A 23,446-nucleotide genomic window follows, 5' to 3' on the forward strand; every position below is an offset into this window, starting at 1 on the left:
TGTATGTAACATATATTGATTAAATGTATTGATAAAGAAAGTGAGGCTAACACAAATGAACACTTCCAATCAATTTAACCCTCCTATTCTGTTTATCCCAAAAGAGAAAGAATGTTACGAAAAAAGAATATCTGTCTTGGTTTCCATCAAGATAGATCCTAAGACTTTATCTCTTTGTTCAAGTTTGAGCCATCAGTTTACTGCGACAGGTACGTATTCTGACAAATCAACTAGGGACATTACACAACTTGTAGAGTGGTACTCTAGCAATCTTTCAAGTGCAATAGTTTCAAATGAGGAAGAAACAAAAGGTTTGACTACAGCAATTAATACCGGGGAAGCTCAAATTTTTGCAAGATTAGACGGAATCATGAGTTCGGATAGTTGTCTCACCGTTACTGAACCAGTGGTTCAAATGAAAAATTTAAAGGGATCCAATGATTATACGTTGGATATAAATAAAACAGTTTCTACGACTGAGACAACCAGTATGAATTGTCCTAGTAGCACTTTCGTTTTTGGTAAGGGCGTCTTACTGCTTGAGAATGATGTTGCTTCCTATGATTTCGCCAAACAACTTTGGTCACTCACTCAATATACTGTTGTGCAGATATCTCCATCAATTATCAAAGATCAATACACTACAGGTGAACAACTGGCAGCGGATTACTGGTGTGTTTGGATCGGAATTCAAGGGAATATTACTGATTTGGACGTCATGACAATGATGAAACCAGGAGGAATCATTGATGAATTCACCAAGCTTGGCGGGATTTTCATTGTACACGATACCGATACTAATCCAATAATTGTAACATCTTCTGAAGGACTTGAGTTCATTGGGGAGAAATCTGAGTCACTAACACAATTTTCGAAGCTTGTACAAATACCTTTGTCCTTTGAGTATCTTCGAACATATTTATATATTAACTCTATCAAGAAAGAAGGTGACTCTATGGCTCTTGAAACTAACTGTGAGACTTGTACTCCCCCTGAAGGTTCCACATCGATTCTTACTGTGGATATACCAGGTGGTCTAGCAATTAATCTATTGGGGATTCATATCGAAGCTTGCCCGATATGCGTTACAGTATTCATTGATGGATCTGATACACTTACATCTCAACAACAAGATATCGCAAATAATCTCATCAAAGTCGTACAGAATTTGGTTCCAACTATTCCTGGTGCTTAAAGGGAAATAGTTTGTAATTTAATACAGGGCTTGACCAAAAAACGGTCGAGTCTTTTTTTATTTTTTTCCAAAATGCTGCGATACCCCTAGATAAAAAAAGAAATAAGCAATGATTAGATTTTAAACCTAGTCATTGCTTTATCCATTGCATCTTGGTTTACGCCTATATAACGTAACGTGACCTTCTCTGAAGAGTGATTGAATATCTCCATGAGTAATGCTATGTTTTTTGTTTGCATGTACATATGATACCCGTACGTCTTTCTTAATGTATGTGTTCCTATTTCTTCTAATCCGAACTCTGCCGCCGCTCCACTTAGTATCTTATATGCCATGCTACGACCAATAGGACGATTCTTACCTTGTCTACTTTGTAATAAATACTCATTGTCTTCTCTTTCTTCAATAAACCATTTAAGTTCTCTTTTCAGTGCTGTAGTAATTTGTATTCGTTTCTGTTTCCCTGTTTTCTTTTCCCTCATAGATATATGACTGCTTTTGACATCTCCTACCTTTAATTTCAAAATATCTGAGATTCTAAGGCCTGTATTAATGCCCATAATGAAGAGGATGTAATTACGTAAGCTCTTTTCCTTAAAATACTCTTTTAGCTGCTGTATTTCTTCTGGATCACGTATCGGTTGAACAAAGTTCATTATTCGTTACCTCCAGTTTCTTCAGTCTCATAAACTTCTAATCTAAGAGCAAAAGCTAAATTATAAAAAGCTCTGGATTTCCAACGACGATACGTACGTTCAGCCATTCCGATTTCGTTATAAATCATATAATCGCATACGTCCTCTTCTTCTAAATAACGCTTACTAATAATATCTCTTTGAATTCTTCCCGCACTGCCATTACCTAAACGATTTAAAAACTGATCAATACGGAATGAAATTAACTCCAACCACTCTTCACGTTCACTTTGTTGTATATTTGCGATTGCTACATCCTCTAAAGGCTTTCCAACAGCATATGTGGGACCGTGTTCTCTCATTTCATAAGAAGGAGTGACTTTCATTTCCTTACGAATCATTCCAAACTGTCTATATATGCGTACACTTTCAAGTACACCTTCTAGCTTCTCTTGTGTTGCTGTTCTATCGATTTTTGGTAAGAAAGATAATTGTTTAGTCATGTAAGACCACTCCTTTTCATTTTTAAATTACTTTTGTCTTAATGCTCCACGTCTGCGTTCATAACAAGGTCTATGCACCCCCATCAAATCCTCAATTTCACGAGTACTAAATTTCTCTTTTCGTTTTTTCTTATTTTTCTTTTTCGATTGGTTCGATTGCTTTTTCCATTCACGTAGCTGATCCTTTAACACCTTCATTTCCCCATCTCCCTTTTCAAAATAAAAAGGACACCTATTCCTAAAACAGCTTTAATTGCTGCTTTAATGAATTGGTGTCCTCTAGTTTTCTAGCCGGACTATATTTGGTTTCTCTTCAATTTAAAATACCAGCCTGTACAAAAATATTTCTCCCAGCCTTTTCAACTCTATATTTTTCAAAAGCCTTTCTGCGCCGAGCAATAGCTTTTCTTGTTTTCCATTTCTTTAAATTAGCCATTCTCCTAACCTCACTTTCTATTCAAAGGATTATTTTGTTTAAATTTCTACAGCATCTATTAAACACATAAGAATTATACTTTTTACTAGTATACAAGCCGTATCTTTTAAAGGAAGAACAACATAGAATACAATACAGGACAAGACTTTTAAAAATTTGTCTGAGTTAATTTTTAAAAAGGAGTGAACATAAATGCCTATTGTTAAACCTTTTATAGCTGGAAGACGATTTGTAAGTACAGCAGCAACAGGAACTGTCGCTGGAGCAGATTTAACTTTTGCTAACACAGACTTCACTGATGACACTGGTGCTGTAACAACATTCCCTGCTTCTTATGCTTTTTTCACGCTTTATATTAATGGTGTTATTCAAACAGGTGATACTATTACTGGTGTGACTACTACAGCTGCTACTATTGTAGGAGGAGCCGTCCTAGATGGAGGTACTCCTATTGTAATTGAATTTACTATAACGTAACTTTAGTTGTCTTTTTAGAGGTTTCATTAAAAGAAACCTCTAATTTTAAAAACTGACATTAACTTTAGTAGCAACTACATAATACAGTGCATATACTAATATGGAATGATAGGAATTTATACTCACTCTCGACAAGAGCACTTATATAGTGCTCTTTTTTAGCTTCCTCTTTTCTACAAATAGAACAAAAAATATTTTATCTACTTTTAAAAAGGAGATGTTTTTATTAATACAACTTTAATTTCCCATTTCTACAATGAAGAGTATCTGCTCCCATGGTGGTTAATGCACCACACAAAACTATTTAATCACGGTATTCTTATTAATCGAGGATCTACTGATCGTTCAGTAGAAATATGTAGATTATTTGCACCTCATTGGGAAATCCGAGATTCAAAAGTATTAGAGTTTGATGCCATATTAGTTGATAAAGAGATAATGGAAATAGAAAAAGAAATTAAGGGTTGGAAAATGGTTTTAAATACCACTGAATTTCTTTGCTATTTTGATAAGAAAGCCTTTTACTCTTCTCTTGCTACCTTAGGGGAAAACATGTATTCCATTCGGACTATTCTGATGGTGGACGAACCTACTCACAGTTATAGTAATCCAAGATACGGTATTCCCCTTGTCAAACAGCGTTACCATGGGATAATACTCCATCCTCAGCCAACCAAACCTTACTACGTAGGTGGGAGACTCATCCACAATTATTTGCATGGTAACTATACAGCTGGAAGGCATAGATCAAATCATCCATTTATCGTTTACATGTATCCTGCTTTCATTTTAAAATTCTTTTACAGCCCATGGAACAAAGCTATGAAAAATCGAAAATTACAAATTGGTCCAACGCTTTCTAAACATAGCATCCAGAATGGCTTAGGTACTCATCACCTAGTAACACTAGATGAATTAGAAGCAAAATATCTATCCTTTGCAACCTCAACCATTGATCTTCGATTAATCCCGGAATATCAAGTTTTATTTCCAGATTTATGTTTTCCTAACCATTAACATATCTAAAAAGAACATTTTGAAACTTTCCATAGGGCCCTTGCTTTCAGTAAGGGCTCTCCCTTATTAAAATAGCGTTTTTATTAAAAGTTCTTTGTAATTCAATAATTCAAAATGAGTGTATTTTTCCTGAATAAAAATCAATATTTCATCAATAATATATATACATCTAGAGTTGCATTCCTGTTTGAAGCAGTTAGCTTTTGCTAGCTGCTCTTTTGTATTAAATCAATAATAAAATTTTGTTCTTATTTCTTTTTCACATCATATATTTCTAATCTAGCCGTTCAGAGTGTTACCTCCTATCTTAAAGAGCACTGATGCATGGTGCTCTTTTTTAGTTTCCTTATTTCTACAAAATGAAATTTTTATTATATTTTTACGAATTTCATATCTTGTTTAATTACCTACTATCCTTTCATGATTCGACATGTATACAAAATGAATCTCCCTCACTAACATTAAATTCTTCTTTCAGTATTCCAAAAACAATGTGGTCTACATAGTGATCGTATAACCACATGTTTTGTCTTATACAACCTTCATACGTAAAACCTAATCGTTTTGCAATTGCTTTACTTTTATAATTTTCAGAAGCTACCCTTATCTCAATACGATTAAGATTCAATTCTCTAAAAGCATATTCAAGTAGTACTTTACACGCTTTTGTCACTAATCCTTTACCTTGAAATTCTTTTCCTAACCAATACCCTATAGAAGCGCACTTATGGAGTGGATTAATACCATAATATCCAATTTCTCCCACCAAATTACCTTTGTAATAAATACCTGCACGCAATCCACTATTTTCTGCATATTGTTGCAACGTTGATTTAATATATTCTTCACTATCTTCTACAGTTTGATTTGTGTCTACCCACGGAAGCCATTCACGCAGATAATTTCTCGAGCTATATATAAGTTCAAATAACTCTTTTGCATCTTTTAATTCTAATTTCTTTAATGTAATATTTTCATCAATTTGATAAATAAACATATTGTTTCCTCCTCGAATACAAACTTTCTCAAAGGTAAAATTCTATATTTATAGAATTTTACCTTCTATACAATTCGAATTTATAATTATAAAATATTTATTTATCCATTGAATGAAAAATAATCAGATACCAAATAGCGTTTTTATTAAAAATTTCTCACATTTAAACCGGACAAGCATATGTTATTGTATGGAGGCTTTACATTCATAGCATTCTACCTTTCTTATTTGAGAGCACACTTATAAGTGTGCTCTTTTTATTTAAGATAAAATAACGATTTTATACAAAACTGCACTTATATTAGAAACGTACATAGAATAATCATAATCCGCTCAGAATTAGTCGTTGAGCACCTTTTATGGTGCTTTTTATTTGTTACTAAATAAGGACTTTGTTAAAAAAATTATTAAAATTAAATATCTCGCTAATACTAAATACATTACAATCTGCTTTTTACCCAGGTTGTATCAAAAAAAGCAGTTAATACATCAAACTGTTCTTTGTTGTTCTTATTTTTTACATACAACATACATTGTTAGTAAGTTCGTTATGTTCACAGAATTAGTTACCTCCTATCTTTAGAGCACCGTAAACGAGTGCTCTTTTTATATCGGCTTCACCAACGAAGCAGTTTTGTCATACCTTAATATTGAAAAGGCATTCAAAATTCATTTCATAAAAGCTTAGTCAAAGAGCACTTATATACAGTGCTCTTTTTTATTTCCCTTTTGTTACAAAATAAAATTCAGGTTCCTTTTCACTCCCGTATAACATTTCCAATTACGTTTATACTATAGCTGTAACTTCAAGTTACATATCTGTACTTGTAGGGCCTAATTTCCTTTGTACTACGAGTAAATCGCAAAGCAGTTAGTTCACTGAACTAGCTGTTTTGTATTTTAACCATTTCTGCAAGAATGAAATCTATATGTATAATTTCTAAAGTGAAATCCATACTATATTTAGGTCTTAACAACTAAAACCCTTATTTTAGACTAAGACCTAACAAACCGCTCCTCTCCCTTCCTTGGGACTAAGCAGTTAGCTTTTAGCTAGCTGTTTCTTAGTTTAAAGGTTAAATTTTAAAAATATGTTAATACTATAGTTGCACCAAGGTTCAAGATGAATTGCCATCGAATTCTTCTTATGCACGGGACAGTTAATGTAACTAACTGTCCTTTTTATTTTTTTAAATGTAATATCGTTTTTGTATAAAAACTGAACATTTATTAAGAACATACATAAAATATCATGTGGTATTCTTTTCAATATTAGTTTTGGTCATAGAACGCCTTAAAAGCGCTCTTTTTATTTGAATTAATCATTTTGTTAAAAAATGATTAAAACTCAATATTTCCCCAATACTAATCACCGTACAATCTGCTTCTTACCCAGGTTGTATCGAATAGAGCAGTTAATTCAAATAACTGCTCTATTTTAATTTTTGTTACATAAACTTGATATTTTTGTCCATACAATATTCAACCATGAGATTTTGTACTCCTTAAATTAATGGTTGTAATGTTCTCATTGCAGTTAGCCTTTGCTAGCTGCCTTTTTTGAGTTTTTCCGAATAAAATTCTAAACCATGTCCAATACTATAAATAGGCTGATACAGCTTGAATTCACAGTGACCTCTGTAATGTTCTTTTCCCTTTCTCTGAGGGCTGAGCAGTTAACGCTTGTTAACTGCTCTTTTGTATTGAGTTAATAATAAATTTTAGGTCTTATTTCTCTTCTACGCCATATACTTTTAACCTAAGTATCTAGCTCAAAGTGTTACCTCCTATCTTAAAGAGCACTTATGCATGGTGCTCTTTTTTAGTTTCCTTATTTCTACAAAATGAAATTTTTATTAATCTTCCTCAAGTTCCGTAACAGTTATATAATTTCTAGCATTCTTCCGACTTGCTATTCTCCTTTGATACACTGGTCTTGTATAAAAACGAACCGTCGCAGGAAGCACGCCCATATAATCAGCGCATTCCTGTATAGTTCCGATACATAGCAATGATTCACCTTTATAAACAACGTACTCCCTTAAGTTCATTTCTCAATCTCCTTTTTATATATTTCGTCCTACTATTTTTCTGTTATCAATCTTCCAAATGAACATATCATCACTTGTCATCGGCTTTCTTCTGTTAACCCCTACCTTACTTGCTTCCTCTATATAACCCATTGCAAAATTCAAACCTTCATGGGACAGGTGAGGCAATATTTCCTCGAATAGATTTGTTATTTCTTGATCGTACTCGTTAAATCCACCAAATCTATGTTCATCAGCAAGTTCTTTTAACATCCGTACAATTTCTTTAACCTTTTGACACTTCTTCATGAGATATCACTACCTTTTCTAATAAAATAGCGTTTTTGTTCATTTTCACTCTAAAAGTAAAATTTTCATTTTTTCATTCAACCAAGTTCATAACATATTCTTTTCCTCCGATAAAGTAATGATTAGGTGCCCCATACACATTTTATCCACTGGAAATAATACCTTTCACGTACTTACGTATTAGAAACTTCATTTCTGCTTCTTCTGCAATAGCAATTTTGTTCACTTTTTTGATACATTTATGAAACATTCACATGTTATCTTCAATATGTTCTATTCTTTTTGAAAAACCATGTGAGAATACCAAAACAAAAAGCCCTAGAGCCCTAACTCTAGGGCTTCTTGTTTTCAAATAAGGATTTTGTTAAATATTCAATTGAACCTTTTAACACTCTCCTTATTACTAGTCCACAAGATATTGAGAAACCTTATAAAATTGTAATACTAATGTAAGGTTTCTCAATATGAACCAATGTATTTATGTAGTAAACTATTTATCGGCAATACATATAAAAGGAGAAACATTTATGACTTTTGAAGACAATCGCAAATTAGGCATTCAACAAGGGTGTATAGTAATAACAGATCAATCGCAATATCTTGTTGTTAAAAAGAATGAAAATTATTCTTTATTAAGCATCGCAACTGCGGAATGCATAAACTTTGAGGTTTCACTTGAACATCTTGAAGAAATGGTCCAAGTAGATTTAAAAGAAAAAATTCGAGATATCATTCCACCAGAGAATATTAAAATCGTAGCTCAAAACAGAATATAAAATGTATTTTCTAAGAACACTTTCGGGTTTCAAATAACGCTTTTATTTAATTTAATACGTATTCTTTTCGATGCAGTATTCTATTACAATTAATTTTTATGTTATAATTATCTACAGCATATATATTAATAGGCACAACAAGTCTCATACATATAGGAGGACCTTAATGATCCTAACTCAAGAAAAGAACATAAAATTAATTATGCATTTTCTTACCGTATTATCTTTTTTTATTCTTATTTTCTTTAGTGTCACAATTTTTTATATACCATTGATTTTTTATTTCTTATGCAAATCACAGGACATTCGAAAAAATATTCTTGAAGCTGTTTTTTACCAACTATTCATTTGGATAATTACAATGATTTGGAATCTATTCGTAATAAGAATCTTAATGTTATCTTTATCTAACTTAGACTTAGCTTCAAACAACGCTTTGATTATTTTCGGAATAGCTCCTTTATATCTAATACTGCTTCTTTTATTAATTTTCGGACCTATAAAAGGAATTTTATATGTGCTACAAGAAAAAGACTTTCATTATCCTATTATTTCTAAATGGATTAAAAAATAAAAATACATGTAGAAGAATTCAGAGTTTTACTGAATTCTTTTTTTTATGGACCTTTCAAAGTCTTTTACATATTCCTCCGTTCCTTCTTCTTAATAAAATTCAAATTTGGTCTTACTTCACATCGACACGCGCTTGACTAGCTTCTCGACTAAATCCATCTGGATATCTTTTAGCTAATTTTGCGATATTCATTTCAGCAATATCTTGTAACGTATATCCTAATTCGTGCGCCATAATCGATACATAATACATAATGTCCCCAAGCTCTAAGGCTAATTTATAAGTGTTTCCGTCCTCTTCTCCTGGACAATGCAATGGTTGAAAACCATGTCCATGATAAATTGCTTTTTTAACAATATCAGCAACTTCACCAGCTTCTCCTGTAAGTCCTAAAGCTGCATTTGAAACACGTCCTCCAAAATCAGTTTTGTTATTCCAAGTACGTAAAGTTGATTCTTGATAATCATTTAATTCACAAATTTGATTGATATCCATTACAACTTGTCCTTCCTTTGATTTACTGATTAACTTTGTTACTCCAAATACACCGTTTTCCATTGTTTTCATTGCCATCCGCTCCCTTTAACTAATATTTTTCTTTGCTCTTTTATTCCTAGCTGGTGTTGTAGCTGCTTTCTTTGGATCCCATCCGTAAGTTGCTACTCTTGATCTAAAAGTACTAGCACTAATCCCATTTTCTTCAGCTATCTTAGCCCAATCTTTTCTATCACTTTGTTTACGAACAGGAATAGTCGCTGCATCTTGTGGGTTCCATCCGCTATTGACTCTCCCATAAAACGTACTAGGAATAATTCCGTTTTCTTTTGCTAGTTTTAATAATTTGTTGAATTTTCCTTTGCCAATATGCCAGTATGCTCTTGGCGGTATTGTTAATGCTTCTTGTAATTCCCATCCATATGTGTAAACTCTCATGTAAAGAGCTCTTCTACTAATACCATTAGATTTAGCTACCTCATACTCTTCATTCGTTAACCACCGATTTAAGGTCATTTGTTTCCTCTCCTAATCTAGTGCCAAAAATTCAGCTCTGTTACGCTTCGAATGAATTACCCTAATCTTCTGAATACCTTTACCATGCTCTTCTAACGTTGCATTCCAAGCTTCAGCTTCACTCCTAGCATCAAAGCAATCCATCTTTTGCCTTTCCTCTTTATCGTAGAAATGCACTTCATAGCTTGGATTCAAAAACTTTTCACTGGTACTTATCGCGTTATAGTTAAAACTGCCTATAACATCATCAATTGTTAATTGCTTCATAATCGCATCCCCAGTTATTTGATTTTTTCTGTGATTGTAGTTGATACACGATCAACTTTTCCGCCTTGCCAAGTAATTACTTGTTCTCCGAATCCTGTTACTGGAGGATTCAGTGGCGTAACCTCACCATTCTTGACCACATAAATTTTATTATCAGTAACATCGATTTCGATTTTCGTAGGCTTCATACGACTGAAATCCCCCTTTTTCTTGTTAGCTAACTTTTTGTTGTTGATTACGTTGTAACTCTTGTTTCATTGATTCGAATTTTACTAGCCATGCTTGCCAACGCTTATCGTTTTCTTCTTGCTGTTGCTTTGCTACTTCACAGTTACAACCTTCCGTTAGAGTTACACCTGGATAAGTTTCTTTACGAATAATTCCTGTATCATGGCATAATGCGCACATTTTTAGTCCTCCTTTTTGAAATTTCGCAAGCTATAATTTTCACCGTACATTTTTATCACTTGGGTATCTTCCATAATTCGACTAAACTCACGTTCTCCATACATTCCAGCTAACTCCATAACACCAAAGTTTGTTGTAAATAAGTTTGTTCTACCTAACCTGCGCTCGAGAATATCCTTTGTTTTCGTTTTCTTCCAAGTAACGCCCTCGGCATCTTTTTCCGTAAACTCAGCTCCGAAGTCATCTAATACAAGTACATCTACATTTGCGAGAATAGACATTAGCTTGTCCTCTGTTAATTCGCTATTTTTATTCCACGTAGATGTGATTTTTGTAAAAAGTGCGTTCATTTCTATAAACATTGCACTGTAGCCTTTTCTCATAATTTCTTTTGTAGCCGCTACACATAAATGACTCTTTCCAACTCTATAGTCACCTGTAATTACAATACTTTCTGACTTGTTAGGATCAAAGTTTCTAGCAAAATCCATCATTACTTCTTTAGCATTTGCTAATTCCTGTGTAGGTGGTGTGTAACTATCAAATGTTGCTTTTTTCAATTTAGGATTAATAAGGCTGTTATCTGAAAACGAATCGTATAAATGAATAATTTCGTTTTTCTTCTTAATAGCTAATGTTTCCTTTGCAAGTTGTTGATCCTCTTGCTCTACCAATCTACATTGCGGACAAAACTCTTCATTTGTTTTTGTATCTATAAGTAAGCGTTTATTACAAACGTCTTTAATTTTTTCTTTTCCGACCAAGAAAATATTTGTACATCTATTAGGAGACAACACATAACTTTGAGCAAATTTACTCAAAATCGTATTTTTCGATAAAGCTACTCTTTTTCCTAACGCTTGCATTGTTTTTCTCTCCTTTTTTAACTTTGTTTTTAAACTCAATTTCTGCCGCATTAACATCAACTAATGTACGGATATTTTTGTTAATCCACTGTTTTAAAATGCCCTCCGCATAATTCCATTTCTTCTGTTGTTTCAACGCACGTTCCATTGCTGCTTGTACAAGTTCTTCGCTTGTATCGTTTACCCATTGCGAAATGCTTTCCGCTATGAACGAATTTAAAATCCCAAAATTATTTTCGTAGAAAGAGAAGATGCTACTACTACTTACATTCTCTGTAGTATTCTTTGTAGTAATCTCTGTATTTGTCTTTACTTTAAAGTTAGGTGCTTCTTTACTTTTATGTGAAGAGGTACCCGACTTTGAAGTAATTACCCTCTTTACTTCAAAGTCAACAGGGTTTTCTTCAACTTCTTGATACATACTTGATATACTTTTTATTTCATTTACTTTAGGCTCAACGAACATTACATTGTTTAACGTTATTTCATTTACAATAATTGTTCTAAATTCAATTTCAATTAAGCTCATATCCACCAATAAGTCACAAGCTCGCTTCACTTGAAGTTTTGAAAATCCAAACGTTTCTGCTAATTGCTGATAACTCTTCTGTAATTTATCTGACTTGAATTTTTTCTTATAAGTAACCTTGCCAGTATATTCATCTCGAATAACTGTAGGACGATACCAATAAACAATTTCACTTAATACCATAATTGCTACAATGTGAGGCTTACCATTACTAAAAGTGATGTAATTAAACCATTCATGATCTACTACATTACCTTTGAAATTTAATCCACCAATTTCAGTTACTATGTTTGTCATAAAATATTTACCTCCTTGTACAAACTGCCACATATGCTTGTCCACTTTTGATAATTCGTTGAATTTCAAAATGCGGATAACCAACTGCAAAATACTGTTCAGTCATTCGCTTTAATTCATCTTTGCTTTTCGCTAAATCCCAGAACTTATTAGGTAATAGCACTTGATATTCAATTAAATCCATGTACTATATCCCTGCTTTCCGTGGTATACTTATAACAACATTTTTTTTGAAAAGGACCCACTGCCATGGGTCTTTTTATTTTGTTTTATATCACTCCAAGCCCATGCTTTTATAGGTTCGTAAGTGATATAAAACAAACATGAACCGCATGCGATTAACATTCCAAATATAGCTACTGATGTTGTATCTTCCACTAAATCACCTCCTTTTGTGCTTCAAGCCATGCTTCCAAATCCTTTTGTAGAAAAAGTAGTTTACGCCCTTCTCGTATTACTGGAAACTTAGGATGGTTTGCTAATTCATACATCCTACAAACCGCTATGTTTAAGAAAGCTGCTGCTTCCTTCACTCGCATTACCTTGTTTGGTTGTGATTGTTGTTGGAATGAAGCTAAAGCTGCTTGAATTTCTTCGCGAACAACTTCGCGAATTGACTCTTTAATGATTTGATCTAATCCCATTTCATTTTGCTCCTTTCTAATTCGCTTAACCAACCATAACTTAACTTAAGGTTAAGTTATGGACAAAAAATTTTAATTGCATCTAGCTTCACTTTAAAAAAATCAGCAATTTTCACAATTAAGTCATAATAAGGTCGACGCTTCCCGTTTTCTATATACCAATAATAAACTTCAGTAATACCCACGGCTTCAGCTACTTCCCTACATGTATACCCCTGTTCTACACGTAGCTGTTTTAGAGTTTTCATAAACAACTCCTCTCTTCCGTTTTTGTTGTTATTTACATAATAACTTAACTTAAGGTTAAGTTCAAGGGTTTCCCAAAACTTTTTTTAAAAAAATTACCTTTCCACTTAACTGATAGTTAATATATAATGACAGTGTGACACCATAATTGTAATTTTAAAAAATAATTTCATATAAAATAAACTTGGGGTGTTTTTTATTATGTTTAGTCATGAGAGGTTGAAATCATTAATTGAAAAGAAGAGCATCACCCAACAACAGTTAGCTGATGCAATTGGTGTTAGTCATGTTTCTGTTTATAATTATGTCGAGGGAAAAAAAGCACCCGGTACACGTACACTTCAGAAGATAGCAAATTATTTAAAAGTAACAACAGATTATTTGTTAGATTTATCTGATTCACCAGATCTAACAGCGGGCCAAGATTTACAGCTAACAAAAGAAGCACATGAAATTCTTCAAATCATTAATGACTTACCCGAAGAACAACGAAAAAAAGCATTAGAACAATTAGAGATGTTTGTGAACTACGAGAAATCTAAAGGAAATATGTAGTGTAAAAAGACTATCCAAAAGTTAGATAGTCTTCTTTACATAACTTTTTCTTTTTTTGGTTCACTCAAACAGATAGAAAATAACGTCTCTTTCGGATCATCCTCTTCTTGCAAAAGTAATAAAGCTTGTTTAATTAGATTAACTTCCCCTTCATTGCTCTTCATCTTCTTCTATCTCCCTTTTTGTGTTTTTGTATTTTTTTTACAAAAATTTCTTTTTTCTTCTTTCGGCAAAAAAAGAAATTTCTCCTAAAACTACAAATGACATCGTCAATTAAGACGATGTCATTTGTAATATATATAAACTTTTATTATGTATTTTACCAACCGCCACCAGGGTCAACCATCATGTGTTGAACTGTAGGTTTTGAATCATTTGTACTAGGTTTTTCTTTTATAGAATCAGTGTTAATGAATAAGGTAGCAGCTATTAATAGTGCAGGAACGATTGTAATTATTTTTTTCATTATTTCACCTCTTTCCGAAGACAATTATACCAATTATTCAAATTAAACCCAAGTGTATTTTTGGTAAATTCGAATAAAATATATTCCCTGACTTTTGACACATCAAAAGAGAACGTTTCATTAACTCTTCTTTTTTAATACCTTCATATGTTAAAGCTAAATATGCAGTCTGTATGTCTGTTAAACTTCCATTCTTCTCTTTTAATTGATTCAATAGTTTTCTCGCTTCCATTCTGTTACCCTGTTTAATCTTTAAATATGCTAGTTCACCTGAATGAACAACATCTAAACTACTAATTTCTTTATCATGATGAATCTTTAGAAATGATAATGTATATTGCACCATTTTTCTTTTTTTCTCAATTCCATTAGTCTTACTATCTCCTATCACTTCTAGAGTCTTTTCCAAATAATATCTGGACCTCTCATATTCATTCGCTGAAAAAATATACGATTCACCCAACTTTAAATATGCATTTACTTTTGGAAAAGAAAAAAAGTTATCCCATTCAAGATCATCTAATAGTTCCATACTAACATGCCTTGCTTCAATGACTTCACCACCCTGCAACGAAGTAACGGCAATTGCTTCTTTATATCGTAATTTATAACATTCTCGAATGTACCTATTACTTATTTTATTTATTTTTATTTCAAGAGATTTTAATCGCTCAATTAAAGAAGTAAAGTTACCCGATTGATATTGCGCTTGACATAATAAAATTTCAATTAACACTTCCATCTCTGATGTTCTTATTGATTTACTTTCCAAGCTTAATGCCTTATGGTACTGTGCAGCATCAATTTCACCTATATATCGTTTATATATAATTCGATACACATTAGCGAATTCTCTATTTTCTGCTACCTTTGATTGTGATTCACTATTTATAATATTAATTAATAGATTAAACTTTCCCCTTAAAGCTAAATCTTCCATTGCCTCACGTAAGTTTTCTGATTTCGGTTTCGTTATATATATATAATCCGTTAAAAGATTTTCTTGAACCTGTATGCCTTTGTTTAATAGGATGACTGTTTTGGAAAGAAAACCAAAACTCATGTCTGTGTTACCTTTAAAAATTTTTGTAACAGTACTTGGCTTAACTCCCCAATAATTTGCTAGTTTATTTTTCCTTATTCCAGCTGCACATAACTCTTTTTCAATTTGATTTAGAGCTTTCCACATGTTTTGTCCCCCTTATTGGAACAAGACACACTTCCCTATCATGAAAACGCACCTTAATGATGAATTACATCTAAAAGTTGTGTTATACTAGCCGTATATGTTACGCATAGTCGTAACTGAAAGGCTCATGGCAAATGTTTTCCCTACTACAATTAGGGCAAACGGTGTAAAAGTGTTCCCAGCACAATTACACACGCTATGGGTCTTTTTCGTTCCGTCAAATTATATTATTAAGAATATTCTATCACAAATAACCCAAACATCTATTCTCTCATATTCTGAAAATACTTGAGAAAGTTAAAAATATTAATATACGCCTTGTTTTTTAGCCCCCCAATAAAATATGCAATATTGCATTTGATAACCGGAATAGATATTTCACTATTTTTTAGCAACAAATGAAAACCCTACCCTATAACTGAATTTATTTTTATATGGTAAAATATATCCATCGCTGATATGTCCAAACATGTAATTTTCATAGCAGCAAAATTACAACTAGACTTATACAACATGATTCAAAACAAATGAAGGAGTGTTTTAAGTGAAAGGACATATTCGAAAAAGAGGAAATAAATATTGTATTGTTATTGATATCGGACCCGATCCAGAGACAGGAAAAAGAAGACAGAAATGGTTTTCTGGATATAAGACAAAAAAAGAAGCACAGGCTGATGTTGCGAAGAAGATTACAGAATTGAATGAAGGTACTTTTATAGAGCCGTCAAAGGTTACATTAAAGGAGTACCTAGATCATTGGCTAGAAATTAAAAGTATGAGTATAGAAAGGAGTACCTTTGTCGGCTATAGGGCATTTATCAACCAACATGTTATACCTAGTATTGGAATGGTTGCACTCCATAAATTAAATGTCATGCATATTCAAAAATGCTATAAAACTGCAATGGATAAAGGTATTGCAAACAATTCTATTCTGCTTACGCATAGAATTTTAAAGAGCGCTTTAAATCTAGCTGTAAAACAAAATATTATTTCACAAAATCCTGCTGCTTTTGCTGAGATACCAAAAAAAGAAAGAACCTCTATCCAGACTTGGACAGAGGAAGAAGTAAAAAAGTTTCTTTTGCATTCACAAGAATCACGATATCACATTGGGTATCTACTTGCAATAACTACAGGTATGCGTATGGGAGAAGTTCTAGGCTTACGATGGCAGGACGTTGATTTTGAAAAACATACCGTTACAATAAATCAAACATCTGGCCATGACAATAAAATCAAAAAAACAGCAAAAACGAATTCGTCAAAGCGCACCATTCCTGTACCTAAAGAAACTATAGACTCCTTAAAAAGGCATAAGATTACGATTAATAAAGAGAAATTAAGATTTGGTTCTGCGTATCAAGATTTTGATTTAATTAATTGTAATGAGTTTGGAATGATTATAAAAAAAGCTAATTTCAGAAAAAATTTCATTAGAGCGACACACAACGCAGGTATAAAAGAAATTAAGTTCCATGATTTAAGACATACACATGCAACCATACTATTGAAACAAGGAGTTAATCCTAAAATTATCAGTGAAAGATTAGGTCATACAGACATTTCATTGACATTAAGTGTTTATTCTCATGTTTTACCGAATATGCAAGAAGAAGCTGTTAAAAACTTTGGAAAAAGCATTTTTGGATAACTTATGTTTGCAAAATGTTTGCATTCCATAAAAATAGGTCAAACAAACGTTGTTATATCAAGGTTTGTTTAACCTATCATCTTATATTCTTGGTAGAATCTCCGAATACCTACTGTAACCTTTAATAATGGAATATTCTCACCACCACGAGTTATACATTCAAATCGGTATACATAGGCGAAAAAGTCTTGTGTTTTTTCATCTTTAATCGGCTCTGACATTGCCTCACAAATATTTTGTGATCGAAGTGGAGAAAAATAGATTTCTTCATTTTTATTCTCAATTCGTATAGGTTGTACACAAAAAACATGTGAAATTAATGCGGGTACCCATTTAGAAAACGTTTCACTATCATGTAATACTGTTACATTCGAAATCAAATCGTCATGCCATTCATATTTTGGCGGTTCCATTAATTGATTCGGTTTCCAATCATGAATGACCTCATACCAACTTTGAAATATATAATCAAGTTGTTCTTGCCTAATTGGTTCTTTTGACACAATCCATGGCGTATTTTCATTTAATACATACGGATTATGCTGAATAAACAATATATCAGAAAACATATCATACAATCTTTCATTTAAACGCTTTAACTTATTAGTTAATAAAAATGTCTTATAATGTATCTCTACAATGTCTAGCCATTCAATCGGAAAATATATAAATGATACATGTTCCTTTAAAAGTGGCTCTACTATATTTTTAAATGTTAATAACCGTAATTTTTCCATGTATTGTGTACTTCCTCTCTTCATTTATCTTGATTATCAAAAAACGAGAAACACCAATTACTGAATCTAAACAATTTAAAATTAAAAGTCTAAAAGAAGAATTTAAAACAATTTATTACAATAATACGTTATTAAAATAATACTTTAAAAACTTACACGTAATTATCGAATACATCACCCCTAACATCTCAAATATATTACGTACACATTATATAATATATAGTTATATGATGTATTTATGATTTACAATAATTTTACAAAAAACAAATATAAAAAAGGAAGGCTCTCCGTACTAAAGTTCCCACTTGAGCGGTTTTTTGTCCATCTAAAGGTGATGGTTGAGATAATACCGTTGCTACTAATCGTTGCGCTTGCACTCTTGGCATGCATAGTTGTCACGCTTCTTCACTTGTTCACGTGTACTTTTCTATTCACCACTGTCATATAACTTACGCTTCTGTTGTTTGGTTTTATATTCTTTCATTATCCTTTACCTATCAATATTGCATTAGCCTTATGAGCTTTAATAACTCTTCTATTGGCGTTCGTTCGATATATTCAATAGAATAAAGCATGTGTTCCCCACCATCCAGTATGTAATTTTTAAAACGATTAATATCTATCTTCGCTCGCTTGTATGTTTCCTCATGGGGTTTTAGATCTTTGTTATAAGCTGTTTCATCCACAGCTTGAAGACCGAGTACATCAATCTTATTTTGTAAATCGTTATCCATCTACCCTCAGCCCTTATCTTTTTACATAATAAAAAGCACCCGAATGGATGCTTAAATTAAACTTATTCATTATCAATATCTTTACTTTCATCATTAACTGATTTCGGGTCTAACATGCTTCCTATATCAGGCGGCAAAGTTAACTCTATACCAGCTACTGGTTGATTATCCTCATTAAAATAATACTTCTTTATCTTATTCAATTCTTCATTCTTCTTATTTTCACTCATATTACCCCGCCTTTTATGTGTGATATTAAACACTTTACTTAATATGTACATTAAGAAAGGTAATATACTATTTTTTCATTATGAAAGGGCAACTGTGCACCAACTTCCCTTTCATAGTAATTTGATAACTATAAATCCGGTAAATGAAGTTTTATTCTTCTTCCAACCACCTAATGTTGTTTACATTTATCTACACAAACATTATTAAGTCCCTGGAAGAAGAGCAAAAGACCTTCTCCGTTTACACAACGTGAATTGCAATTGAATGTGAAAACAAGAAACAACTGTTCATCCAATCTACACCCATCGCCACCGGTTATGACGATCCATTTTCAGTTATAAGGAATTTTGCGAGCAATGTTTTCCATCATTTCTCACAATACAAATATATCACTTTGATTTCAAAACAACCGGCACATTTACTGCCAAAAAGCAGTCATGAATCTGCCACTTATTTTAATTCGCTAATAACCTTTATTTCCCTAGACTACTTTAATACAACAGCCATAAAGAATCGATTGAAATTTATTTAGGTATTATGCTTGATCTGATTGTAGAACATGTACATGGTTTTATATATTTTCAACCGAATATTGTCTAAAGGAACTGGAGACAATATTAAATACGAAAGGAGGGAAAATCATGAAGAAAAAACTTTCATCTATTTTAGGTGCCCTTTTACTAACTATTACGGTTTTTGGTACAAGCGTCCATGCTGAATACGATGGATATAATACGAATAGAGTTAACGATAATAATATTACAACTCGAGTTAATGACTATAACACGAATAGAGTTAATGACTATAACATGAATAGAGTTAATAATGATGTGAGAACTCGAAATGTAAATACGACAAATGATTTAAATGATAATCGTAATAAAAATAATAATTGGACTTGGCTTGGTTTATTGGGACTACTAGGATTATTTGGTCTTAGAAAAAAAGACAAAGATCCAGAAACACGTTAATGTAGAACATTGTATTTAATTTTAAAAGATATTTATTTATCAAAAGAATGCAAAATGAATACATTATGAATCGCCTTTAATAAGGCGATTTTTTATTTTTTAAAATCAATAACAATCACATAAAAACGGATACTATTAATCGGATACAATGAATTTCTTAACTTGATGGTAATGGAGCATTACTTCCATTTGACGAACTACGCTTCTTTTTATGCCGTTTCTTCACTTACCCATATCTTATATTGTGTGTAACTAAGCCAATCGCTACAGCCCGTGATATTAATTGTTTCATAATACTTACCTTTTTGAATTACACAGTACGATAAACATGGGTAACTATGAAGCAATAATCTTGTTCATCTCCTATCTAAAACTTGGATTTCCTTAATTAAAAAAGAAGCTGTAAAATAACTACAGCTTCTTTTTTTAATCGCATTTTTCTATTTGGTCGCCTTCTTCGCCTGCATTTACTGCCGAACTATCCGTTCCTCCTCCCACTGCATGTTGCTGTTTAGTATTAGAACTTTCGATAGCAGCGTTGGTTCCAGCTGCACTGTCATCTCCACCACCACTTGCCACTTGAGTAGCACTAGCCTGTTCCTTACGGGTTTTATTAATTTGATTATTGATGACAATTACAAATTCTTCCTCTTCATTCAAAGTTTCTTTTTTCATTTTATGCGGCTCAATCTGGTCCCCACTAATTCCCTTATTTATGGCTTCGCCTCCAGCGCCCACCGTTTGTTGCTGTCGGGTATTCGATGAATCGATTGCTGCATTACTTCCTGCTGCACTATTTTGTCCGGCTCCACTGGCAATTTGTGTTGTATTCGGTGCAAATGTAATCTGATTATTAATGACAATGACAATTTTTCGTTTACCAGCAAGATTTCCCAAATTAATTTCTTCTCCATCTTTTTTTACAAATCGAAACGTGATTTCTTCATTGTTTTCCATGTTCTCCCCCCTTTGTAATATTAAATGACTGGAGAATGATAATGGATTGGACAAGCGTATTTTTTTATAAATATGTGCCCCCGCTCACAATGAAGGATGTATTATCAGATTCCGGTATTTTGCTCGTATGAGGTACGTCGACTTGACGACAGTCCAACATCCGCCAAATTTCGGGATGCATAGAGAATAATATTATAAGAGATATAGAAAGAGAGATTAGTAGAAACATTGGTATATAAAGGTTTCATTTTATTTTTCTACTTTCCTTTTCTTATTTAGATCTATCAGCCAAATATCTAGCGTAGTGAATTAAATTTCTAGCTACATCTAATTCAAGATTAAATATATTAGGTACCCCTGGTCTCCAATTCACCTCAAATAACCACAATTTTTGGTCTTTATCAATCCCTACGTCAATTCCTAACTCATCAAATAATACATCCCTAAATAAAGAATTAAAATGGTTAGAAAAAGTTACTGCGAATCGTTCTAAATACCTTTTAATATTATACCAATCGTTATCAAACTCCGATTTTAAAAAAACATCTAAATAAGTACTATAACCACCCTTAGCCATATTTGATACAATACTTCCTAATGGACCTATTCTCGGGAATATAGAAGTAACAACCCACCTACCTTCCCCATTTCTTTGAACATGCAATCGAAAATCATAAACATGACCAGATTTCATTTGACATGAGATAAACTGCTGAACTATGTATCCTTGCTCTTGAATCTTATCCAATATAAAGCTCCGTAATTGTTTTTTATTAATAGTTGAAATTTGTTCTGACTCATTCATACTGTAATCTATTCCATTTTTTTCAATGAAAACAATACCACTACCTTGATGTCCAGAAATAGGTTTAATAATAATTTTTTCATAACAATTAATCAAGTCAAAAAACTTATTAACATCATTTAATTCATAAAAAGGAATAAGATATTGCTTAAATTTTTTTGCTCTATTTATTCTGTTATATACACTTAATTTATTTCCAATTGAATGACTTGTAAAAGGAACTTTGTCATGCAGATAATCATAGATTTGCTGAGTTTTATCACTAATATGAACACTTGCATTATAAATAACATCTGGAAAAGAAAATTCTTTTTCAATCCATTTACCATTTTCATAAGTTTTACCTAAAATCTTCTTCGTTTCTAAATTTACTTTCCCTAAAGTGAAATAAAAAAAGTCCACACCTTCAGCTTTAGCTACAGCAGCGTAAGTATATGCTTTCTTTACGTCATTCGGATCTTTCCGATGATGAAGCATACCAATTATAGTCATGTTAGTTCTTCTTCCCTTCTTTCTAAAAATCTTTTTCAAAACAAATATCAAATTCATTATATATATATTCATGTTATCCCTCATTCAACCATTTTTCGAAATATCCGGAACAAGCTTAACCTCATTTTAATATTCTACCTATAGAAATAATAAACCTGAGGTTTTATAAAATAATAAATGATAAATGATAAAGGTTAAGGTGACATAAAATGGATACTATCGTTTTCATTGAAACAAATAAATCAGGATCAAGTAGGGAAGCAATCAAAGCAGCTGAAAAACTTAATTTCTTTACTGTTTTATTAACTAAAAAAACAAAATTTATTAATGAACGCACTATATTCCCTGATGTACATCAGATGATTTTCACTGATATAAATGACTATGATAATATAATTACAACAATTGAAAAATTGAATAAATCAGGAAAAAACATAAAAGGGATTTTTAGTTTTATTGACCCTTATGTTTATATGGCTGCACGTTTATCAGAAAAATTTTGCTCAAATATTGTATCTACTAAAGCTATCCATCATATGGAAAACAAAATATTAACTCGTAATGTACTTAAAGATTTACCAATCTCACTCAACTATTCAATTTACAAACCAACAGAATCATTATCATCTTTTTTTAAAAAAAATAATAAGATAAATTTCCCTCTTATTGTGAAATCCCCTAAATCAACAGGATCAAAAGATGTATTATTAGTAAAAAATAAAGATCAATTAATTTTATCTATACAAAGTCTTTTAAACAAATTACCTAATGAAGAGATTTTACTTGAAGAATATATAGATGGACCTCAGTACTTAGTTGAAATTTTAGTTCAAGATGGAAAAGTCCATATTATAGCAGTAATTGAACAAGAAATTACATTTTTTGAACGCTTTATTGTTACTGGTTATTCTTTACTAGGAAGGGTAGAAAAAAGACTATATAATAGTCTTTTCAATGCAATTAATTCTGTTATTCAGGCTTTTAATATGAAAAATGGAGCGTGTCATCTAGAACTCCGGAGAATAGATAATGTTTGGAAATTAATTGAGATAAATCCCAGAATATCAGGTGGAGCAATGAATGACATAATTGAAATTGGGCATGGAATTAACTTAGTGCAAGAGACTATTCGGTTAATGTTAGGAAATAAACCTTCACTAGTAAAAAAACATTATAAATATGTGTACGCTCATTACCTAACAGTTAAATCTACAGGAAAACTAATTCGAGTTACAGGAAAAAATCGTAGTTCTAAATATCCTGGTGTAGAGAAAGTTTTTATAAAACCTAAAAAAGGAACTACCTTAAAACCACCTACATCAATGGGACATCGATGTGGATACGTTTTAGCAGCAGCCGATTTTAAAGCAAAAGCTAAAAAAATAGCTTTAGAAGCAGCTAAAGAAATTTCATTTGAAATCCAAGAAGAATAAGAACA

The 23,446-nt window shown here is 32.1% G+C and carries 35 protein-coding genes and 1 pseudogene; 9 read left to right on the forward strand and 27 right to left on the reverse strand.

What is annotated here, in order from left to right:
- Nucleotides 1-55: 55 nt before the first annotated feature.
- Complete coding sequence (locus tag JDS92_RS07885; protein WP_144467764.1) at nt 56-1,195, forward strand: Ig-like domain-containing protein; 1,140 nt, start codon at nt 56-58, stop codon at nt 1,193-1,195.
- A 113-nt stretch (nt 1,196-1,308) separates the two neighbouring features.
- Here JDS92_RS07885 and JDS92_RS07890 read toward each other — a convergent pair whose 3' ends face one another.
- The 4 genes from JDS92_RS07890 to JDS92_RS07905 all read right to left on the reverse strand — a co-directional run bounded on the left by JDS92_RS07890 (nt 1,309) and on the right by JDS92_RS07905 (nt 2,769).
- Nucleotides 1,309-1,851 (reverse strand): site-specific integrase, encoded by a 543-nt coding sequence (locus JDS92_RS07890; protein ID WP_199631770.1) that lies wholly within the window; start codon nt 1,849-1,851, stop codon nt 1,309-1,311.
- Complete coding sequence (locus JDS92_RS07895; RefSeq protein ID WP_199631771.1) at nt 1,851-2,333, reverse strand: ArpU family phage packaging/lysis transcriptional regulator; 483 nt, start codon at nt 2,331-2,333, stop codon at nt 1,851-1,853. Before JDS92_RS07895 ends, JDS92_RS07890 begins: the two co-directional genes overlap by 1 nt.
- A 27-nt stretch (nt 2,334-2,360) precedes the next feature.
- Nucleotides 2,361-2,531, reverse strand: coding sequence for a hypothetical protein (locus tag JDS92_RS07900; protein WP_199631772.1), 171 nt, complete (start codon nt 2,529-2,531; stop codon nt 2,361-2,363).
- A 115-nt stretch (nt 2,532-2,646) separates the two neighbouring features.
- On the reverse strand, nt 2,647-2,769 hold the full coding sequence (locus JDS92_RS07905; protein ID WP_199631773.1) for a DUF3983 domain-containing protein: 123 nt from the start codon (nt 2,767-2,769) through the stop codon (nt 2,647-2,649).
- 192 nt (nt 2,770-2,961) lie between these two features.
- Here JDS92_RS07905 and JDS92_RS07910 point away from each other — a divergent pair, with 192 nt between their 5' ends.
- Nucleotides 2,962-3,246 (forward strand): DUF4183 domain-containing protein, encoded by a 285-nt coding sequence (locus tag JDS92_RS07910; protein ID WP_199631774.1) that lies wholly within the window; start codon nt 2,962-2,964, stop codon nt 3,244-3,246.
- A 285-nt stretch (nt 3,247-3,531) separates the two neighbouring features.
- Complete coding sequence (locus JDS92_RS07915; RefSeq protein WP_242475991.1) at nt 3,532-4,263, forward strand: glycosyltransferase family 2 protein; 732 nt, start codon at nt 3,532-3,534, stop codon at nt 4,261-4,263.
- A 418-nt stretch (nt 4,264-4,681) separates the two neighbouring features.
- Here the strand turns inward: JDS92_RS07915 and JDS92_RS07920 are convergent, their stop codons facing one another.
- From JDS92_RS07920 to JDS92_RS07930, 3 genes are all read right to left on the reverse strand, one after another.
- On the reverse strand, nt 4,682-5,260 hold the full coding sequence (locus tag JDS92_RS07920; RefSeq protein ID WP_199631775.1) for a GNAT family N-acetyltransferase: 579 nt from the start codon (nt 5,258-5,260) through the stop codon (nt 4,682-4,684).
- 1,856 nt (nt 5,261-7,116) lie between these two features.
- Nucleotides 7,117-7,311 (reverse strand): MerR family transcriptional regulator, encoded by a 195-nt coding sequence (locus tag JDS92_RS07925; protein WP_199631776.1) that lies wholly within the window; start codon nt 7,309-7,311, stop codon nt 7,117-7,119.
- 15 nt (nt 7,312-7,326) lie between these two features.
- A complete protein-coding gene (locus JDS92_RS07930) occupies nt 7,327-7,599 on the reverse strand; it encodes a hypothetical protein (protein ID WP_199631777.1) in 273 nt (90 codons plus the stop codon).
- A gap of 527 nt (nt 7,600-8,126) precedes the next feature.
- On the opposite strand from JDS92_RS07930, the gene JDS92_RS07935 reads away from it, so the two are divergent.
- Both JDS92_RS07935 and JDS92_RS07940 read left to right on the forward strand, forming a co-directional pair.
- Nucleotides 8,127-8,375, forward strand: coding sequence for a hypothetical protein (locus JDS92_RS07935; protein ID WP_033728672.1), 249 nt, complete (start codon nt 8,127-8,129; stop codon nt 8,373-8,375).
- A gap of 166 nt (nt 8,376-8,541) precedes the next feature.
- Nucleotides 8,542-8,949, forward strand: a complete 408-nt coding sequence (locus tag JDS92_RS07940) for a magnetosome magnetite crystal formation protein family (RefSeq protein ID WP_199631778.1) — start codon at nt 8,542-8,544, stop codon at nt 8,947-8,949.
- Nucleotides 8,950-9,060: 111 nt separating this feature from the next.
- On the opposite strand, the gene JDS92_RS07945 is transcribed toward JDS92_RS07940, so the two are convergent.
- From JDS92_RS07945 to JDS92_RS07995, 11 genes are read right to left on the reverse strand one after another with little or no spacing between them, the layout of a single operon-like run.
- Nucleotides 9,061-9,516, reverse strand: coding sequence for a nucleoside triphosphate pyrophosphohydrolase family protein (locus JDS92_RS07945; protein WP_199631779.1), 456 nt, complete (start codon nt 9,514-9,516; stop codon nt 9,061-9,063).
- A 15-nt stretch (nt 9,517-9,531) separates the two neighbouring features.
- Nucleotides 9,532-9,960 (reverse strand): hypothetical protein, encoded by a 429-nt coding sequence (locus JDS92_RS07950; RefSeq protein WP_199631780.1) that lies wholly within the window; start codon nt 9,958-9,960, stop codon nt 9,532-9,534.
- A gap of 12 nt (nt 9,961-9,972) precedes the next feature.
- Complete coding sequence (locus tag JDS92_RS07955; RefSeq protein ID WP_097880804.1) at nt 9,973-10,227, reverse strand: hypothetical protein; 255 nt, start codon at nt 10,225-10,227, stop codon at nt 9,973-9,975.
- Nucleotides 10,228-10,241: 14 nt separating this feature from the next.
- Nucleotides 10,242-10,415 carry a DUF3954 domain-containing protein gene (locus JDS92_RS07960; protein WP_000805161.1) on the reverse strand — a complete coding sequence of 58 codons (174 nt, stop codon included), beginning with the start codon at nt 10,413-10,415 and terminating at the stop codon, nt 10,242-10,244.
- Nucleotides 10,416-10,440: 25 nt separating this feature from the next.
- Entirely contained in the window at nt 10,441-10,635 is a 195-nt protein-coding gene (locus JDS92_RS07965; RefSeq protein ID WP_098653000.1) for a hypothetical protein, read from the reverse strand.
- A gap of 2 nt (nt 10,636-10,637) precedes the next feature.
- Nucleotides 10,638-11,501, reverse strand: coding sequence for an ATP-binding protein (locus JDS92_RS07970; RefSeq protein ID WP_098652999.1), 864 nt, complete (start codon nt 11,499-11,501; stop codon nt 10,638-10,640).
- A complete protein-coding gene (locus tag JDS92_RS07975) occupies nt 11,449-12,327 on the reverse strand; it encodes a DnaD domain-containing protein (protein WP_098652998.1) in 879 nt (292 codons plus the stop codon). The genes JDS92_RS07970 and JDS92_RS07975 overlap by 53 nt, the downstream gene beginning before the upstream one ends.
- A gap of 7 nt (nt 12,328-12,334) precedes the next feature.
- On the reverse strand, nt 12,335-12,511 hold the full coding sequence (locus JDS92_RS07980) for a hypothetical protein (RefSeq protein WP_199631781.1): 177 nt from the start codon (nt 12,509-12,511) through the stop codon (nt 12,335-12,337).
- A gap of 29 nt (nt 12,512-12,540) precedes the next feature.
- Nucleotides 12,541-12,705 (reverse strand): hypothetical protein, encoded by a 165-nt coding sequence (locus JDS92_RS07985; RefSeq protein ID WP_098652996.1) that lies wholly within the window; start codon nt 12,703-12,705, stop codon nt 12,541-12,543.
- Nucleotides 12,705-12,971, reverse strand: a complete 267-nt coding sequence (locus tag JDS92_RS07990) for a helix-turn-helix domain-containing protein (protein WP_000522028.1) — start codon at nt 12,969-12,971, stop codon at nt 12,705-12,707. The genes JDS92_RS07985 and JDS92_RS07990 overlap by 1 nt, the downstream gene beginning before the upstream one ends.
- Nucleotides 12,972-13,027: 56 nt before the next feature.
- Nucleotides 13,028-13,219, reverse strand: coding sequence for a helix-turn-helix domain-containing protein (locus JDS92_RS07995; protein ID WP_016095530.1), 192 nt, complete (start codon nt 13,217-13,219; stop codon nt 13,028-13,030).
- Between the two features lie 199 nt (nt 13,220-13,418).
- On the opposite strand from JDS92_RS07995, the gene JDS92_RS08000 reads away from it, so the two are divergent.
- Nucleotides 13,419-13,772 (forward strand): helix-turn-helix domain-containing protein, encoded by a 354-nt coding sequence (locus tag JDS92_RS08000; protein ID WP_098652994.1) that lies wholly within the window; start codon nt 13,419-13,421, stop codon nt 13,770-13,772.
- A gap of 35 nt (nt 13,773-13,807) precedes the next feature.
- Here the strand turns inward: JDS92_RS08000 and JDS92_RS31230 are convergent, their stop codons facing one another.
- The 3 genes from JDS92_RS31230 to JDS92_RS08010 form a co-directional block, all read right to left on the reverse strand.
- Nucleotides 13,808-13,936, reverse strand: coding sequence for a hypothetical protein (locus JDS92_RS31230; RefSeq protein WP_257151872.1), 129 nt, complete (start codon nt 13,934-13,936; stop codon nt 13,808-13,810).
- Between the two features lie 155 nt (nt 13,937-14,091).
- Nucleotides 14,092-14,238, reverse strand: a complete 147-nt coding sequence (locus JDS92_RS08005) for a complement C1q protein (protein WP_098652993.1) — start codon at nt 14,236-14,238, stop codon at nt 14,092-14,094.
- Between the two features lie 37 nt (nt 14,239-14,275).
- The gene (locus JDS92_RS08010) at nt 14,276-15,427 is read right to left on the reverse strand and encodes an AimR family lysis-lysogeny pheromone receptor (protein ID WP_199631782.1); all 1,152 of its coding nucleotides are present in this window, start codon (nt 15,425-15,427) and stop codon (nt 14,276-14,278) included.
- 544 nt (nt 15,428-15,971) lie between these two features.
- Here JDS92_RS08010 and JDS92_RS08015 point away from each other — a divergent pair.
- Nucleotides 15,972-17,081, forward strand: a complete 1,110-nt coding sequence (locus JDS92_RS08015) for a site-specific integrase (protein WP_087969195.1) — start codon at nt 15,972-15,974, stop codon at nt 17,079-17,081.
- Nucleotides 17,082-17,149: 68 nt separating this feature from the next.
- On the opposite strand, the gene JDS92_RS08020 is transcribed toward JDS92_RS08015, so the two are convergent.
- From JDS92_RS08020 to JDS92_RS08035, 4 genes and pseudogenes are all read right to left on the reverse strand, one after another.
- Nucleotides 17,150-17,818, reverse strand: coding sequence for a pPIWI_RE module domain-containing protein (locus tag JDS92_RS08020; protein WP_087969196.1), 669 nt, complete (start codon nt 17,816-17,818; stop codon nt 17,150-17,152).
- Between the two features lie 364 nt (nt 17,819-18,182).
- Nucleotides 18,183-18,302 (reverse strand): annotated as a pseudogene (locus JDS92_RS08025) (HNH endonuclease); the annotation flags it as partial.
- A gap of 13 nt (nt 18,303-18,315) precedes the next feature.
- Nucleotides 18,316-18,552 (reverse strand): hydrolase, encoded by a 237-nt coding sequence (locus tag JDS92_RS08030; protein ID WP_097958579.1) that lies wholly within the window; start codon nt 18,550-18,552, stop codon nt 18,316-18,318.
- Nucleotides 18,553-18,614: 62 nt separating this feature from the next.
- Nucleotides 18,615-18,782 carry a hypothetical protein gene (locus JDS92_RS08035; RefSeq protein ID WP_001293571.1) on the reverse strand — a complete coding sequence of 56 codons (168 nt, stop codon included), beginning with the start codon at nt 18,780-18,782 and terminating at the stop codon, nt 18,615-18,617.
- A gap of 642 nt (nt 18,783-19,424) precedes the next feature.
- Here JDS92_RS08035 and JDS92_RS08040 point away from each other — a divergent pair.
- On the forward strand, nt 19,425-19,754 hold the full coding sequence (locus JDS92_RS08040) for a WGxxGxxG family protein (protein ID WP_098711603.1): 330 nt from the start codon (nt 19,425-19,427) through the stop codon (nt 19,752-19,754).
- Between the two features lie 426 nt (nt 19,755-20,180).
- Here the strand turns inward: JDS92_RS08040 and JDS92_RS08045 are convergent, their stop codons facing one another.
- Entirely contained in the window at nt 20,181-20,711 is a 531-nt protein-coding gene (locus JDS92_RS08045; RefSeq protein WP_000429650.1) for a hypothetical protein, read from the reverse strand.
- A 271-nt stretch (nt 20,712-20,982) separates the two neighbouring features.
- Complete coding sequence (locus tag JDS92_RS08050) at nt 20,983-22,080, reverse strand: YheC/YheD family endospore coat-associated protein (protein ID WP_001028915.1); 1,098 nt, start codon at nt 22,078-22,080, stop codon at nt 20,983-20,985.
- A gap of 137 nt (nt 22,081-22,217) precedes the next feature.
- Between JDS92_RS08050 and JDS92_RS08055 the strand changes: the two genes are divergently transcribed.
- Nucleotides 22,218-23,441, forward strand: coding sequence for an ATP-grasp domain-containing protein (locus tag JDS92_RS08055; RefSeq protein ID WP_000379777.1), 1,224 nt, complete (start codon nt 22,218-22,220; stop codon nt 23,439-23,441).
- Nucleotides 23,442-23,446 lie beyond the last annotated feature (5 nt).

It is taken from the genome of Bacillus cereus group sp. N12 (assembly GCF_016483575.1).
GTDB lineage: Bacteria > Bacillota > Bacilli > Bacillales > Bacillaceae_G > Bacillus_A > Bacillus_A toyonensis.